At 33.0% G+C, this 14,017-nt stretch carries 24 protein-coding genes; 23 read left to right on the plus strand and 1 reads right to left on the minus strand.

Annotated features, from left to right (window positions below; all coding sequences use genetic code 11):
- Nucleotides 1-4: 4 nt before the first annotated feature.
- The 22 genes from CRU93_RS06075 (at nt 5) to CRU93_RS06180 (ending at nt 12,561) form a co-directional block, all read left to right on the plus strand.
- On the plus strand, nt 5-343 hold the full coding sequence (locus tag CRU93_RS06075) for a hypothetical protein (protein ID WP_129103297.1): 339 nt from the start codon (nt 5-7) through the stop codon (nt 341-343).
- A gap of 4 nt (nt 344-347) precedes the next feature.
- A complete protein-coding gene (locus tag CRU93_RS06080) occupies nt 348-659 on the plus strand; it encodes a hypothetical protein (RefSeq protein ID WP_129103298.1) in 312 nt (103 codons plus the stop codon).
- Nucleotides 660-1,082, plus strand: coding sequence for a hypothetical protein (locus tag CRU93_RS06085; RefSeq protein ID WP_129103299.1), 423 nt, complete (start codon nt 660-662; stop codon nt 1,080-1,082). It begins immediately after the preceding gene.
- On the plus strand, nt 1,083-1,547 hold the full coding sequence (locus tag CRU93_RS06090) for a phage baseplate assembly protein V (RefSeq protein ID WP_129103300.1): 465 nt from the start codon (nt 1,083-1,085) through the stop codon (nt 1,545-1,547).
- A gap of 3 nt (nt 1,548-1,550) precedes the next feature.
- Nucleotides 1,551-1,817, plus strand: a complete 267-nt coding sequence (locus CRU93_RS06095) for a PAAR domain-containing protein (RefSeq protein ID WP_129103301.1) — start codon at nt 1,551-1,553, stop codon at nt 1,815-1,817.
- A gap of 1 nt (nt 1,818) precedes the next feature.
- Nucleotides 1,819-2,106, plus strand: coding sequence for a GPW/gp25 family protein (locus tag CRU93_RS06100; protein WP_164967635.1), 288 nt, complete (start codon nt 1,819-1,821; stop codon nt 2,104-2,106).
- Nucleotides 2,099-3,196 carry a baseplate J/gp47 family protein gene (locus CRU93_RS06105; RefSeq protein WP_129103303.1) on the plus strand — a complete coding sequence of 366 codons (1,098 nt, stop codon included), beginning with the start codon at nt 2,099-2,101 and terminating at the stop codon, nt 3,194-3,196. The genes CRU93_RS06100 and CRU93_RS06105 overlap by 8 nt, the downstream gene beginning before the upstream one ends.
- Nucleotides 3,165-3,764: a phage tail protein I gene (locus CRU93_RS06110; RefSeq protein ID WP_129103304.1), complete on the plus strand. Its 600-nt coding sequence runs from the start codon at nt 3,165-3,167 to the stop codon at nt 3,762-3,764. The genes CRU93_RS06105 and CRU93_RS06110 overlap by 32 nt, the downstream gene beginning before the upstream one ends.
- Nucleotides 3,761-4,432 carry a hypothetical protein gene (locus CRU93_RS06115; protein ID WP_129103305.1) on the plus strand — a complete coding sequence of 224 codons (672 nt, stop codon included), beginning with the start codon at nt 3,761-3,763 and terminating at the stop codon, nt 4,430-4,432. The genes CRU93_RS06110 and CRU93_RS06115 overlap by 4 nt, the downstream gene beginning before the upstream one ends.
- Before the next feature lie 11 nt (nt 4,433-4,443).
- Nucleotides 4,444-4,983, plus strand: a complete 540-nt coding sequence (locus tag CRU93_RS06120; protein WP_129103306.1) for a hypothetical protein — start codon at nt 4,444-4,446, stop codon at nt 4,981-4,983.
- A complete protein-coding gene (locus tag CRU93_RS06125) occupies nt 4,983-5,315 on the plus strand; it encodes a hypothetical protein (protein ID WP_129103307.1) in 333 nt (110 codons plus the stop codon). The genes CRU93_RS06120 and CRU93_RS06125 overlap by 1 nt, the downstream gene beginning before the upstream one ends.
- Nucleotides 5,316-5,324: 9 nt before the next feature.
- Nucleotides 5,325-6,455, plus strand: a complete 1,131-nt coding sequence (locus CRU93_RS06130; RefSeq protein ID WP_129103308.1) for a phage tail sheath C-terminal domain-containing protein — start codon at nt 5,325-5,327, stop codon at nt 6,453-6,455.
- A gap of 2 nt (nt 6,456-6,457) precedes the next feature.
- On the plus strand, nt 6,458-6,958 hold the full coding sequence (locus tag CRU93_RS06135; RefSeq protein ID WP_129103309.1) for a phage major tail tube protein: 501 nt from the start codon (nt 6,458-6,460) through the stop codon (nt 6,956-6,958).
- Nucleotides 6,959-6,969: 11 nt separating this feature from the next.
- Nucleotides 6,970-7,188, plus strand: a complete 219-nt coding sequence (locus CRU93_RS06140; RefSeq protein ID WP_129103310.1) for a phage tail assembly protein — start codon at nt 6,970-6,972, stop codon at nt 7,186-7,188.
- Nucleotides 7,189-7,505: 317 nt separating this feature from the next.
- Nucleotides 7,506-9,308, plus strand: coding sequence for a phage tail tape measure protein (locus CRU93_RS06145; protein ID WP_129103311.1), 1,803 nt, complete (start codon nt 7,506-7,508; stop codon nt 9,306-9,308).
- Between the two features lie 71 nt (nt 9,309-9,379).
- Nucleotides 9,380-9,754 (plus strand): phage tail protein, encoded by a 375-nt coding sequence (locus tag CRU93_RS06150; protein ID WP_164967636.1) that lies wholly within the window; start codon nt 9,380-9,382, stop codon nt 9,752-9,754.
- On the plus strand, nt 9,751-9,954 hold the full coding sequence (locus tag CRU93_RS06155; protein WP_129103313.1) for a tail protein X: 204 nt from the start codon (nt 9,751-9,753) through the stop codon (nt 9,952-9,954). The genes CRU93_RS06150 and CRU93_RS06155 overlap by 4 nt, the downstream gene beginning before the upstream one ends.
- On the plus strand, nt 9,948-10,886 hold the full coding sequence (locus tag CRU93_RS06160; protein WP_129103314.1) for a phage late control D family protein: 939 nt from the start codon (nt 9,948-9,950) through the stop codon (nt 10,884-10,886). The genes CRU93_RS06155 and CRU93_RS06160 overlap by 7 nt, the downstream gene beginning before the upstream one ends.
- 46 nt (nt 10,887-10,932) lie before the next feature.
- Complete coding sequence (locus CRU93_RS06165) at nt 10,933-11,205, plus strand: hypothetical protein (protein ID WP_164967637.1); 273 nt, start codon at nt 10,933-10,935, stop codon at nt 11,203-11,205.
- A gap of 231 nt (nt 11,206-11,436) precedes the next feature.
- Nucleotides 11,437-11,865: a hypothetical protein gene (locus CRU93_RS06170; protein ID WP_129103316.1), complete on the plus strand. Its 429-nt coding sequence runs from the start codon at nt 11,437-11,439 to the stop codon at nt 11,863-11,865.
- Nucleotides 11,822-12,022 carry a hypothetical protein gene (locus CRU93_RS06175; protein ID WP_129103317.1) on the plus strand — a complete coding sequence of 67 codons (201 nt, stop codon included), beginning with the start codon at nt 11,822-11,824 and terminating at the stop codon, nt 12,020-12,022. Before CRU93_RS06170 ends, CRU93_RS06175 begins: the two co-directional genes overlap by 44 nt.
- Nucleotides 12,019-12,561, plus strand: a complete 543-nt coding sequence (locus CRU93_RS06180) for an N-acetylmuramoyl-L-alanine amidase (RefSeq protein WP_129103318.1) — start codon at nt 12,019-12,021, stop codon at nt 12,559-12,561. Before CRU93_RS06175 ends, CRU93_RS06180 begins: the two co-directional genes overlap by 4 nt.
- Before the next feature lie 109 nt (nt 12,562-12,670).
- On the opposite strand, the gene CRU93_RS06185 is transcribed toward CRU93_RS06180, so the two are convergent.
- Nucleotides 12,671-13,057: a class II SORL domain-containing protein gene (locus CRU93_RS06185; protein ID WP_129103319.1), complete on the minus strand. Its 387-nt coding sequence runs from the start codon at nt 13,055-13,057 to the stop codon at nt 12,671-12,673.
- Between the two features lie 133 nt (nt 13,058-13,190).
- Here CRU93_RS06185 and CRU93_RS06190 point away from each other — a divergent pair, with 133 nt between their 5' ends.
- On the plus strand, nt 13,191-14,015 hold the full coding sequence (locus tag CRU93_RS06190) for a thiamine-phosphate kinase (protein WP_129103320.1): 825 nt from the start codon (nt 13,191-13,193) through the stop codon (nt 14,013-14,015).
- The last annotated feature ends 2 nt before the right edge of the window (nt 14,016-14,017 follow it).

The raw sequence follows: 14,017 nt of genomic DNA on the forward strand, positions 1-14,017 counted from the left end.
GAGAATGAGTAAAGATTTAGTAAAAGTGATGATCCTTTCATCAATTTTTGTAAGAGGTGAAATGTTTAAAAAAGGTGATGTTGTTGAAGTAAATAAAAGAGAAGCAACAGAACTTATTTCAAGAGGTAAAGCAACTGAAGATATTGAAGTTGATGTTGGTATTGAGGGAATTTCATTTAATGAAATGACACTTGCTGAACTTGCAGAAGTGAATTACAAGGAACTTAACAAAGATCCTTTAATTGAGTATGCAACAGCTTGTGGCCTTGAAATTGGTGATGAAAACAAAAAAGAAATCTATGCGTTAATTGAAACAGTAGATTTTGAAGCTGATGAAGAGTAAATAAATGGCATTAGAAGGGATGATGGAAGCTGATCTTGCTGCATGTGGTGAGTTTGGTGGAACACTAACACATACTTTGGATCTAGTTGAAGAACAACTTGAATATTTATACTTTGATGAAGAAACAGAAGTTATTCTTGAAAAGGGTGAATATGAGGGTGCAACTGCACTTGTTCCAATGGTTGTTATGCAAACAAGTGTAGCAGCCGGTGTTGGTAAAAAATCTCTTTTAACAATTGATGGTGAAGTATTTGGTGTAATTTATCCTGATAAACAAAATGATGGAACAACTAAGATCTATTTAGAAAGAGAATAAATGATTAGACAAAAAATTGTAGATACGATCATTGAAAAGCTGAAAACCATTTCAGCTGCAAATGGATTTTACAGTGAAGCTGGTGCAAATGTTTTTGAGTGGTTAGAAAAGCCACTTGGCAAAGATGAATATCCAGCAATCGTTGTGAGAGATCCAGCAGATAACACAACTGATGATTACACTATCACAAATCATGTTCTAAAGATTGAAGTTGATATTGCAGTAAGTGGTAAAAACACTCCCTGGAATATGAGAGAAGTTACAAGTGATGTGATCAAGGCTTTTTCTTTGGTGGAAGAAGAGTTAAATTATCAGTGCAAGTGCAATGGTAGTGAGTTTATCACAGAACAAAAAGAGACAACTTATGGTGGTGTTAGAGTTGAATTTGATGTGATGTATCAATCAAGAAGATGGGAACAGTAAATGAGTTTTGCAGAACTAAAAAGACTTATTGACAACCTGGTGAACTTTGGAACTATAAGTGAAACAAAAAGTGCTGATGGTAAAGCATTGGCAAGGGTAAAGATCGCAGATCGTGAAACTGATTTTTTACCAATTAATTCATTTTCAAATAGTTTTAAAAAGCACTTTATACCAGCAAGAGTTGGTGAACAAGTTGTTGTGATCAGTCCTTTTGGTGAAGCAAATGGTGGTTTTATTTTAAGATCTATTTTTAATAAATCTTCTAAAGAGCCAAGTGGATCAAATGATCACACGGAAGTTATAGAATATGAAGATGGTACACGATTTTCTTATGATACACAAGCAAAGGTTTTAACAGTTGATTGTGTTGGTGATATAAACATCAAAGCTGGTGGAAATATCAATTTTGAAGCTGGTGGGGTTATTGATCTTACTGGTTCAAGAATAGATTTTAATCAAGGATAAGCAATGCCAGGAATATGTAGAGTTGGTGTGGATAGTGCTGGTGGTGTTATTCTTGGTGGTGGTCAAAATTTTGTTTATGCAAATGGGGCTTTAGTTGCAGTTGATGGTGATCCAGTTGCACCACATGGAGTTGCACCACATGCAGCACCAGTTATGATTGCTGGATCAAAGAATGTTTTTATAAATGGAATTGCTGTTTGTAATGCTGGTGATTTTGCGACATGTGGCCATGCAGCAAGTGGTTCATCAAATGTAAATGTAGGTGATTAGAGTGTATGCAGTAAGTATTGGAAAAAGCATTAATAGGATTTTAAAAACTCCATTAGTTACAAGAGCCATGCGACCTGAATTTGGATCAAGGCTTTATGAACTAAGAGATCGTGAGTTCAATGATGAATATAAACTTTTAGCAACTAGATACACATATGAAGCTATTAAGAAGTATGAACCAAGGGTGAAAGTTGAAAAGGTTAATTTTAAACTTGATCCAGTAAGTGGTGTTGTAACTTTGGTTATTACATTGACAAATGGTGAGATTGTAGAGGTTAAAAATGATTAATTTAAAGAGTTTGCCAAAACCAAAAGTTTTACAAGAACTAGACTATGAAGCAATACTTGAACAAAATATTGCAAACTTCAAAAGCAAGTATGGTGAAGATTGGCAACCACTTGAAAGTGATGATTTTAAGATGATGTTAGAAGCCTTTGCATATAGAGAACTTGCATTAAGATCAGAGTTCAATGAGTTGGCAAAAGCTTTTTTCTTATCAACAGCAGAAGATGAAGATCTTGAAAACTATGCAACTTTTTATAATGTTGAAAAGCTTTTAGGATCATACCCTTATGCACCTTATGAATTTAAGATAAGTGAAGCATTAGCCCAGGATGTAACTGTACCAGTTGATTTAGTTCTAACAGATTTAACAAGTACATATGAAGCAAAACTTCTTGAAGATGTAGTGATTGCAGCTGGTGAAACAATTGGAACTGGAACTGTTGAACTACAACTTGAAACATCATCAAGTGAAGTAAAAACAGAGGTTATCACTACCCCACTTCCATTTGTTGTTACAGCTACATCAAAAGCTGCATTTATGAATGGATCAGATGTAGAGAGCAATGAAGAGTTTAGATCAAGAATACTTTTAAGTATGGCAGATAAATCAACTGCTGGATCTGAAGAAACTTATCTAAGCTTTGCATATAAAGCTGATGAAAGAATTGAAGATGTTGCAGTTCTAAGTTCTACACCTGGAACAGTTGAAGTTTATTATTACAGTGCAAAAGCTGATGATCTTATGCAAACTAGAATAGAAACACAGCTTAATGCAAAAGAGGTAAGACCTTTGACGGATACAGTTGTGATAAACAAAGCAACTGAAGTTGCATACAGTGTAACTGCTGAACTGAAAATCTTACCAGGTCAAGAAACTGCAACTGTTTTTACAAATGCAAAAGAGAGTTTAACAGCTGGACTTGAAGAACTTAAAAAGATCGGAACTGATATTACACTAAGTGAGATCAATGATTTCCTAAGAGTACCAGGAGTGAAAGAAGCAGTGATAAGTTTTCCCACGGGAAATTTAGAGATAGCAGCAAATGAAATAGGAATATGTAGTGAAACAACAATCACTTATACCATCATTTGAAGCTGATGGTTTACATCAAGTTGATCTAGTTGCAGCAGATGTGACAGATAATATATCTGATGAACACCAGGTGATCAAAGGACTTGCAAACCCTCTTATATGTAGTGAAAAGTTTTTGCCTTTTTTAGCTTATAGCTTCAAGGTTGATTTTTGGGATGAAGAGTTAAAAGAGCAAGAGAAAAGAGAGTTGATCCAACAATCTATTTTGCTACATAGATACAAGGGAACAATTTGGTGTATTGAAGAGATCTTAAAACTTCTTAATCTTGCAAGTGATGAAGAACCAGCAAATATCAAAGAGGGGCTTAGTATCAAATATGATGGTAAGCACAAATACAATGGGATCTATACACACGGGGATGAAACAAAGTGGCCTTTTTATGTAATAAGTTTGGCAAAACCAGTTTCAACAAAAAGAGCGCAGTTTGCAAAAAAGATTATTGATCAATATGCACCAAAGAGATCAAGACTTTACGCAATCACATATAACCAATTGAACAGATATGACGGGAACATCAAATATGATGGAACATTTACATATGGAGTAGTAGGAGCAGATAAATTATGAGTGATTTAATAGAAAAATCAGAGTTTACAGCTGGTATATATCAGATAGAAACAAATGATGATGTACTTGGTGGTGAAAATGGAATTGCAAATGCACAAGCCAAAGCCTTAGCAAATAGAACACTATGGCTTAAAACACAAGTTGCATTAAAAGCTTTATTAAATGGTAGTGCAACTGAAAAGTTTAAAGTAGCAGATGCAACAGCAGATGATGAAGCAGTTTCAAAATCACAAATGGAAAATGCTTTAAGTGTAACTTCTCTTGCTGCTAAAACTGCTCTAGCAGATGCAGATGAATTTGTAATATCAGATAGTAAAGATACTAATAATCGCAAAAAGACTTCATGGTCTAATATTAAAACAAAGATAAGAGGTTATCTATTAACAGGATACAGTGCAAACTTTACAAGAGCAAAAGGGCATTTAAGACTTCCTGATATGTTTGGGAATTTTACAATTAATTGGGGGAGTTTAACGGTCAATGCAAGTGTAGAAACATATATAAATCTCGACCTTGCTTATGATACTGTTCATCTTATAGCTTTATGTTCTTCAGGTGGTGATGTCTTGGGTACACATGACGCTCAAATTGAAATAGCAGGAAAAACACAAGTTCTTTTAGGAACTACACAGCAAGAAATAGTTAGCTGGTTTTCAATAGGTAAATAGGAGAAAAATAAATGAGTTACTTTATAGATTTAAATGAAAATAGTGAAGTAGTAGGATTATATAAATCAGTAAATAAAAATATTCCTAATACAGTTGTAGAAGTAGATGAAGAGACATATAAAAAAGTATCAGAGGAAAATCTAAATTACTATGATACAGAAACAAAAACTTTTTCTAAAAAAGATTTAAGAACTTTAAATGAATTGAAAACTTCAAAAATATCATCTATCAACACATCATGTGAAACTACAATCACAAGTGGCTTTCCATCTTCTGCTCTTGGATCAGGATATATCTATCCATCACAAAGAGATGATCAACTTAACTTACAAGGGTTAATCATTGATGGTTCAGATGATTTTTTCAAGTGTAAAGTTGCAGCAGATGAAAATGCAGAATGGGAACTAAAGCCACATACTATTGATCAGTTGATCATAGTTGGTAAAGCTTTAAAATCTCATGTTAAAACAAACACTGCAAGAGCATATGAACTTAAAGCACAGATCAATGCAGCAGCAACAATTGAAGAACTTGATGGGATTAACTGGTAATGGTTAATTTCATTTTATTTATCTTAGGTGTTATTGGAATAGTTATTTTTGGAACAATTGTTTTTTTAGTACAAATTGTAAGAAAACCATTTAAAAATGAGAGTTTAAAAAAATACTTTCTAGCTTTAGCAATTGGGCTTGATCAATTAGGTGGATCAATAATCTATGGCTTGGAAGATTGGTGCATAAGTAGTGTGGCTTATTATGACGCTGAACATGGGAAGAATGTTTGGTTTATGAGGTTGATTAACTTCTTATTTAATGATAAAGAACATTGTAAAAAGAGTTATGAAAATGAATTTAAAAAACTTGGTGTAAAGCCAATAAGATAAGGGGAAAAGATGAATTTAGACTTTGGTATTAATGGAAGTTTTGGTGTACAAGCTGCAAGACCAATTACAGTTAGTAGTTCAACACCAATTGGAATTGTTGCAACAGCAGATAGTGGTGCAACTGGGCTGATGAAGTTTAACAATGCTGATGAGGGTTTGACTTATATTTCTGATAACAACATCACAAGTGGAACACTTGAAAATGCTTTAACTGGAATTAGTTTACAAGGTGTGAACTGCCCACTAGTTGTTCATGTATCAACTGAAGATGTTGATGAAGCAGTAAATAAAACAAATGTATTGGCAGCACTTGATGTGATCAAACAAGCTGATCCAATCACTGGGATTGATCTTAAAAATGGTTTGATCATAGTTCCTGAATATTCAGCTGATGTTGAAGTTGCTGCAAAGCTTGATAGTATCTCTACAAAGATGTGGACTACTGGATTAACTGATGATTTTTCAGCTGATGAAGCTGGGTTTAAAACATACATGGAAAACTTTGGATCTAAGTATCTTTTACATTGTACTGGAAGATACAATGCAGATGGTAAGTTAATCCCTATGAGTGCAATTATGGCTGGGGTTATTGCATACCATGATGGGAACACTGCTTTTGGTTGGGCAAAAAACCATTCAAACAGAATTGCAAAGGGTGTTGCTGGTACTGAAAGAGTTATTGAATACTTTGATGGATCTGATTGTGAAGCAAGAAGATTAAGACAAGATGGTGGATGTATGATTGTTAAAGATGTAGGTTGGAGAACTTACGGATTTGAAACAAGAGATATTGATCCAATTTGGCAATCACTTGACAGAGTAAGAACATTCCACAGACTTTTAGCAGCTATTCTTGAAGCAAACAAATGGGCAAGAGATAGAGAAGCAGATCAGCTTATTTGGGTTAGAAAATCAGTTGTTGAGTTTATGAATGAGTTAAAAGGGAATGGAGTTGTTATCGGTTTTGATGTGTACTTTGATCCTGAAAAGAATACAAAAGCAACTGTAACAGCTGGTAAATTTTATTTAACAATCCTGGTGCAAGATATGCCAAGTATCAGAGAACTAAATATTGAGTTAGTTTACAGTGATCAATGGGGTGAAACTCTAATCAATTATATTAATGGTGAGGAAGCATAAAGATGAAATATCCACAAAATCTAACATATATAAACACTTTTGTTGATGGTATTGGCCATCTAGGTACAAGTAAAAAGGTGAGTTTGCCAAAGATCGAACAGATCAGAGAAACAATCACAGCTGGTGGTTTTGAAAGATCTGTTGATACAGGTGTACTTAAAGAGATTGAAGCAGAATTTGTTCTTAACGAATTTTCACCAATCGTGTTCACTGCAATGGCAGCTGCTGCAAAAACAGCAAATGGAATTTCTATTGTAACAAAAGGATCTATTTTCCAAAGTGGATCAAGGGTTTCAGTTGTTGCAACATTCCAGGGATCAGTAGATGTTGATGATGGTGATCTTGAACCAGGTAAACAACTTGAAAGAAAAATATCTATGAAACCAAATAGATATATTCTTGAAATTGGTGGTAAGGAAGTGATCATGCTTGATACTATAAACATGATCGCAAAGATTGATGGTGTTGATATTTTAGAAGATCTTAGATCTCATATTCAGTAAGGAAGTAAAAGATGGGAAATACAGTAAAAGTTAAAGTTGGTGAAAAAGAAGTTGAGATGAGAGAACCAAAAGTAAGAGATATGAGAGTTGTGGGAAATCACCAAAGCCAAGGAGAACTAGAAGTGCATTTGATCGCAAATCTTACTGGGCTTACAGTTGAAGAACTTGATGATCTTACAATGAAAGAATATGCACCTTTACAAAAGGCTTTAATGGGTTTTCAATCTTAGAATATGATCATATTTTGCAAGGTATGGCCTTGATAGGTTCTACTTTGCATTTTGGTTATGTTGATATGCTTGAAATGTATTTAAATGATTTTATTTATTTTGTAGAGAGCGCAAATAAGATTGTCGAACAAGACCAATAAACCCTAAAGTAAAAATGGCAGTTATCGTGTAAAGACTGTATGCAATATTTTCACTAAGTATTGCAACAGTTACACCAGCAATAACAGTAATAAGAAATAAACCTATAAAAGCTTTTATTGAATATATAAGATCTTTCATAGTTTTATTTTATCAGAAAATTAAGGAAAAGGCTAGATATGGAAAAGATGTTGGCATTGGGGGTTGTTTTATCTGCATATGATCAGTTATCACCAGCACTTGGTAAAGCAACTGAAAAGATCAATAAGTTTGATAAACAGATCACTGCACTTGGTGGAAGTATGGCCAAGTATGGAACTATGTCACTTGCTGCTGGAACTGCAATAAGTTCAGGTATTGGATCAGCAGTTACAAGTTACCAGGATCTAGCAGCAGCACAAGGTGATATAGCTTCACTTGGAATTGGTGAAAGTGGTATTGCAAAAATCACAAAAGAAGCAAGAGCCTTTTCAAATGAATTTGCTGGAACAACTGCACCTGATTTTGTAAGGGCTTCATATGATATTAAATCAGGTATATCAAGCCTAAGTGATGAGGGTGTTGCAAAGTTCACAAGACTTGCTGCAATGACTGGTGCTGCAACTAAATCAAGCACTGAAGAAATGACAAAGATGTTTGCACTAGGGCATGGAATATTCAAACAACAAAATGAAACAGATTTTGAGTTTGGGAATAGAATGTCAGCACAAGTTGGTTTAGCAGTAAAAGCATTTAGAACAGAGGGATCAGATCTTATTGCTGGTATTTCAAATATTGGTGCAATGGCAAACAAAATGGGTGTATCTTTAAGTGAAGAACTTGCAATCATTGGTAACTCAAAAGGTGCATTTGATAGTGCAAGTGAAGCTGCAACTGGATATAGGGCATTTTTACAAGGTGTTGGATCAGCACAAGAAGAACTAGGCTTACAGTTCACAGATAGTGAGGGCAAAATGCTGCCAATGGTTCAGATCCTGGAACAGTTAAAAGAAAAGTATGGTGATACTCTTCAAACAGTAGAAGTGCAAGATGAAATAAGAAAAGCATTTGGATCAGGCGAAGCAGTTAAAACAATAAATGGATTAATTGATAAAACTGATCAGCTAAGACAATCACAAATAGAACTGAACAATGCAACCCTTGACAATGTTGAAGCAATGGCCAAAGCAAGGAATAAAGGTAGAGAGTTTGAAGTTTTAAACCAAAAACTGGGAAATGCCACAGCAACAATTGGAAAACTATTTGCACCAGCTGCTTATAAACTTGGTGAAGCAATTGGATCAATTGCAAATTCAGTTAGCACCTGGATAGATGATAATGAGGGATTGGCAGAAACACTTGGCTGGGTTATTGCTGGTACTGCTGGAGTTTTAACAGTTGTTGGAACACTTGGGATCACAGTGGGTGGTTTTTTAATGGTTCTTCCAACACTTACAGCTGGACTTAAAGCAGTACAAATTGGATTTATGACACTTGGTAGGGTTATGCTTATGAACCCTATTGGATTAATTGTAACTGGAATTGCAGTTGCTGCAACCATGATTTATACTTATTGGGAACCGATAAAAGGTTTTTTCTCTAATTTATGGAGTGGTGTTAAAAGTACATTTTCAAATGGCTGGGATTTTATAAAAAAAGTTTTTGGATATTCGCCAATAGGTATGGTGATGAAATCTTATGGGAAAATTTTTAATTGGCTTAGTTCTAAGTTTGAGTGGTTTGGAAATGCAGTTAAAAAAATGAGAGGATTGGGATCATCTATTAAAAGCTTTTTTGGTTTTGGATCAGATGATAAAAAGGTAGCAGCTACAACACCAAGAGCAATGAAGATCAACAAACCAGTTGCACAAAATGTTGCACAAACAAATCATATAAAAGTAAATGTAAATAATCCAGGTTCAAATGTAGATGTTGAAAAAGCAATTGTAAGTGCCATGAATAAAGGTGGTGCAGATCGTGGTTTGAGTGATGAAGATATATAAATATATTTTTGTCCCTTTTAAATGATCCAGGGTTTTAAATAAAATCCATGAAAAGATTATAGGAGTTTATTTTGTTAGCTTTAATTGGTGATTTTAAATTTGATATAAATACCACAAACTTTGAAAAGCTTAAACGATCAATTTCTTTTGGTTTTGTAAAACATACAAGAGTGGGGAACTTTGATAGTTACCAGGCAATTGGTGAATATGAAGAAAAGATTGATATTGAGGGAACTTTAATTGCTAAGAGCCAAAAGCAGCTAAGAGATTTTGAACTTCTTGGAAGAAAAAAAGAACCAGTTACTTTGGTTCTTCCTGATGGAACTGCAAAGACTATTATTATCATGGATCTTGAAGAAGATAAAAGCAGCTTTTTAAGAAGTGGTGAGTTTTTAAAACAAGTATATAAAACATCACTTCAAGTTGTAGAGGATAATAATCAATGAAAACATATACAGCACAAAATGGTGATAGGTTAGATCAGATTGTTTTCAAAGAGTATGGGTCACTTAAAGTGTTTGAAAAAGTGGTTGAAGCAAATCCAAAATTAAAAAATAGAACTATTTTACAAGATGGTGAAGTGATCAATTTACCAGTAGTTACAATTGAAAAAACAAAGATCAATGAGGTTAAAACACTATGGTAAAAAACCCAGGCTTTATGATCCTGGCAAATGGTAAGGATGTGACTGCTACAATCCAAAAAAATCTTAAATCTTTAAGTTTCCATGATGAAGTAAATGAAAAAGCAGATGAACTAAACATTAAAGTTGGTGGTGAATTTGCACGACCAGCTTACCAAGATGAATTGAAACTTTATCTAGGATATGAACAGCCATATACTTACATGGGATCGTTCTTGGTACAAACTACAACAAGAGATAATAAACATGTTTTAAGTATCAGTGCTACTGGTGTGAACTTTACAAATACACTTAAAGAAAAAAGAGATCTTACATATGAAAAAATATCTGTAAAAGATATATGCAAACAAGTTGCTGCAAGAAGTGGCATAAAACTTAAAAGTGATTTTGATGATGTGTTTGTTGTAAGCCAGGCACAGAGCAATGAAAGTGATCTACACTTTTTAAATAGATTGGCCAAAGAATACAATGCAATATTCAATATCAAAAATAATACCTTGATCTTCACTCAAAAGATTAAAGATGAAAAGAAAAATGATGATCTTCCAGAATACACAATCAATGCAGATAATTGTGTTTCATATTCAATAAAACATTCAAATAAAACACTTTATAAATCATGCAAATCAACCTGGCATGATACAAAAGAAAATAAAACACAATCAATCACAGTTGGAAGTGGTGAACCAGTTCTGATGAATAAAGGCAATTTCAAAAATGCAGCTGAAGCAAAAGCAAAAGCAGCAGCCAAACTTCAAAGAGCGAACCAAGGACTTGTAAGTGGATCTTTATCAATTGAGGGTAAAGAAATCTTTGCTGGTGGTAAATTAAACCTGGTGAACACACTTGAAGATGATGGTGAATATCAGATCAAGACTGTTGAACATACATTTGATCAGAATGGTTGGATGATAAATATTAATTTTGAAAGGTAATAAATAGATGATTGATTTAAAAACTTTATGGATCTTTGCAATAGGTGTGTTTTTATCAGCACTCTTTTTTATAGAAGAAGCATTGACAAATGAAGAAGAAAAAGAAGTAAACATATGGAAGCTGGTGATCCTTGTGATCATAAACTCAATTCTTGGTGGGTTTATCATGGTGACAGTTTTTTATTTACTTGAACAATATTATCCACTTTGGAATATGTGGATAAAAGTTGGATTAGCTGGTGGTGTTGCAACTATGGGTAAAGATGGCATAAAGATGTTTCATAAGTATATTAAAGTGAAAGGGAAAATAAATGCTTAGTTTAACTATCTTACAAATAACTGCACCATTATGCCTGGTGTTTTCACTTAGAAGAAAAATGTATAAAACAAACTTTGTTGGTTTTATTGTGATCTTGTCTGTTTGTGCATTTTTATTAATTGCAAACTTTGTGAGTGATTGGGAAAATATTCATTACATCTTGATCACTTTACTTTTATTGTGGATCGTGACTTATAACACATATAAGCATTATAAAAATTGGAAGTGTACATGTTAGGTTTTTTAGGTGGATTAAGTTCTAAAGTATATTTGATTGTAATTGCTGCACTTGGTGCAATGCTTTTAACAGTTGGGATCTATTCTTATTTTGTAAGTAGTGAAAATGATGAATTAAAAGCTGATCTAAAATCATATGAATTGGCACTTGATCAAAGTGTAAAGATCTCAAATCAAAATGCCAAAGAGTTCCAGGAGTTCAAAGATAAGAACAAGGTGATCATAGAAACTTTAAATGCTTCACATAAAGCAGAACTGAAAAGATTTAAAGCATATGCAAATAAAAAAGGGGAAATAAAAAATGTTAAAGAAAGTGATGATGGTATTAATGCCAATATTCTTAACAGCACTCTTCAGTGGTTGCAGTCAGAAACCATTGGTGCAAACAAAGATCCAAAAGATCAAAATATCAGTACCAGGTAAATACCTGGAAGATAAACCACTTCCAGGTGTACCAGCTGCAACAATGCAAAGTGAAACATCATCTTATATGGTAGATCTCTTTTATTTTGCAGTTGAGTGTAAAGAAGATAAAAGAGCAATAAAAAACATCTTAGAGATTAAAGGAAAAGATCAATGAAAAGAATTGCATTAGTTGTTGGCCATAGTGAGAAATCAAAAGGTGCATATAATGATGAAATGAATGTGCATGAATACTATTTAAATGAAGCCCTGGCAAAGCATACATTAAATGTTATGAAGATTGAAAAAGATCTTGATCCATTCCTGGTGTATAGAAAAAATGGTTATTCAAAATTACCTGGTGATATTAATGAAACAAATCCTGATATGATCATTTGTTTTCATCATAATGCAAGTGCAAATAAAACAGTCCAGGGAACTGAAACACTTTATTATCATAAAGCAGAAAGATCAAAAGAGTTTGCAAAAGAGATCCAAAAGAACCTGGTGGATGTTTTAGATTTTAGAGATCGTGGATTAAAACCAGTTGATAGTGAAGATCGTGGTGGATATGTTCTTAAATATACTAATGCACCATGTGTTTTGATAGAACCATACTTTATAAGTGATAATGATGGGTTGATCATGGGTGCTGCAAAACAGTTTGAATGTGCAAGTGCAATTGCAGCTGCTGTCAAGAAAGTTTTAGATAGTTAATTTGTACAGATTTGTACAAAGAAAAGCTTTTGCTGTACAAAGACTGTACAAACATAAAAAAAGGTAGAAGCCTTAAACTCCTACCTTTCCCATAAAATCGAATGTTGAACTATTCTGCAACTTCAACTGTTACGGGTGTAGATTCCCAAATACCATGTTTTGTACAGTATCCGTGTGCAACTAAGTTTAATTTTTTACCAGTTGGAATAATTGTAAAAGTTGTAGTATTATGAGCTTTAACATTTCCTAATGTTCCTGGAACATAAGTAGCTTTTGCTAATAATGTTTCACCATTAAATAATGAAACAGACTCAATGTAATGATCAAAATCATCTGGGTGTGTATATTCATTTCCCATTTTTACAGTTACTTCAAATGGTTCACCTTGTTTTGCTGTTTGTGCACAGTGGATAAATGGTGAATGTCTATCGATTAAATCTTTTTTTGCTTCTCTTTCAACAGTATCAATATCAACATATTTATTGATTTTTGGCATTATTTCTCCTTAATTGTAATAAGTAATTATTATATAATAAAAATTATTAATTGATAAAGGGCAAATGATTATAAAATAATAATTTAAGTTAAAAATTAGAAATTAAATACTTTATTTTTGATATAATTCCTCCATGAATAAAGAAGATTATTTTATAAAACAATTTACTAAGCAAACTAGTTTAATAGGTGATGATGCTGCCGTTATTGGGCAGACTGTATATTCACAAGATGCTTTTTTTGAAAATGTGCATTTTAAAAAAGAGTGGATGAGTCTAAAACAAATTGCAGCAAAATCTATGCTTGTAAATATTTCAGATGCAATTGCAATGAACGCAATACCTCAATATGCACTTTTAACAGTGGCAATACCACCATATTTTTCAACTTCTGATTTAAGAAAATTAGCCAATGGTTTTAAAAAAGTAGCAAAAGATTATAATATAAAAATCATAGGTGGAGATACTATTTGTAATGAAAAACTTGATATCTCTGTTACAATAATTTCAAAAAGTGCAAATCCTATTTATAGAAGTGGTGCAAAAAAAGGCGATTTGGTTTGTTATACTGGAGAGTTAGGTAGCTGTAAAAAAGATTTAAAAAGACTTTTTAAAGGTAAGAAAATTCCTTCAAAATCAAAGTTTATAAAGCCAAGACTAAAAGGTGAATTTTTTTATGATATTGCAAAATATGTAAATTCATCTTTAGATATTTCTGATGGATTGTTTTTTGAGCTACAAAGAGTTTCAAAAGCAAGTAAAGTAGGTTTTGAGTTTTTTGATAAAATATCTGAAAATATAGGAACATCTGGTGAAGAGTATGAAATGCTTTTTACTTTTCCTAAAAAGCATCTAGAAAAAATAATGCTTGCATCAAAAAAACATAATATAGCCTTGAATATATTCGCAAAAGTTATTGATGGAACTTTTGAGACAAAATACAAAAATCATCATTTTTAATA

Origin of the sequence: Arcobacter sp. CECT 8985 (assembly GCF_004116495.1) — a bacterium.
Classification (GTDB): Bacteria; Campylobacterota; Campylobacteria; order Campylobacterales; family Arcobacteraceae; genus Malaciobacter.

Coding starts and splice junctions, on each gene's coding strand:
- CRU93_RS06075 (WP_129103297.1), top strand. CDS start 5: ATGAGTAAAGATTTAGTAAAAGTGATGATCCTTTCATCAATTTTTGTA.
- CRU93_RS06080 (WP_129103298.1), top strand. CDS start 348: ATGGCATTAGAAGGGATGATGGAAGCTGATCTTGCTGCATGTGGTGAG.
- CRU93_RS06085 (WP_129103299.1), top strand. CDS start 660: ATGATTAGACAAAAAATTGTAGATACGATCATTGAAAAGCTGAAAACC.
- CRU93_RS06090 (WP_129103300.1), top strand. CDS start 1,083: ATGAGTTTTGCAGAACTAAAAAGACTTATTGACAACCTGGTGAACTTT.
- CRU93_RS06095 (WP_129103301.1), top strand. CDS start 1,551: ATGCCAGGAATATGTAGAGTTGGTGTGGATAGTGCTGGTGGTGTTATT.
- CRU93_RS06105 (WP_129103303.1), top strand. CDS start 2,099: ATGATTAATTTAAAGAGTTTGCCAAAACCAAAAGTTTTACAAGAACTA.
- CRU93_RS06115 (WP_129103305.1), top strand. CDS start 3,761: ATGAGTGATTTAATAGAAAAATCAGAGTTTACAGCTGGTATATATCAG.
- CRU93_RS06120 (WP_129103306.1), top strand. CDS start 4,444: ATGAGTTACTTTATAGATTTAAATGAAAATAGTGAAGTAGTAGGATTA.
- CRU93_RS06125 (WP_129103307.1), top strand. CDS start 4,983: ATGGTTAATTTCATTTTATTTATCTTAGGTGTTATTGGAATAGTTATT.
- CRU93_RS06130 (WP_129103308.1), top strand. CDS start 5,325: ATGAATTTAGACTTTGGTATTAATGGAAGTTTTGGTGTACAAGCTGCA.
- CRU93_RS06135 (WP_129103309.1), top strand. CDS start 6,458: ATGAAATATCCACAAAATCTAACATATATAAACACTTTTGTTGATGGT.
- CRU93_RS06140 (WP_129103310.1), top strand. CDS start 6,970: ATGGGAAATACAGTAAAAGTTAAAGTTGGTGAAAAAGAAGTTGAGATG.
- CRU93_RS06145 (WP_129103311.1), top strand. CDS start 7,506: ATGGAAAAGATGTTGGCATTGGGGGTTGTTTTATCTGCATATGATCAG.
- CRU93_RS06155 (WP_129103313.1), top strand. CDS start 9,751: ATGAAAACATATACAGCACAAAATGGTGATAGGTTAGATCAGATTGTT.
- CRU93_RS06160 (WP_129103314.1), top strand. CDS start 9,948: ATGGTAAAAAACCCAGGCTTTATGATCCTGGCAAATGGTAAGGATGTG.
- CRU93_RS06170 (WP_129103316.1), top strand. CDS start 11,437: ATGTTAGGTTTTTTAGGTGGATTAAGTTCTAAAGTATATTTGATTGTA.
- CRU93_RS06180 (WP_129103318.1), top strand. CDS start 12,019: ATGAAAAGAATTGCATTAGTTGTTGGCCATAGTGAGAAATCAAAAGGT.
- CRU93_RS06185 (WP_129103319.1), bottom strand. CDS start 13,057: ATGCCAAAAATCAATAAATATGTTGATATTGATACTGTTGAAAGAGAA.
- CRU93_RS06190 (WP_129103320.1), top strand. CDS start 13,191: ATGAATAAAGAAGATTATTTTATAAAACAATTTACTAAGCAAACTAGT.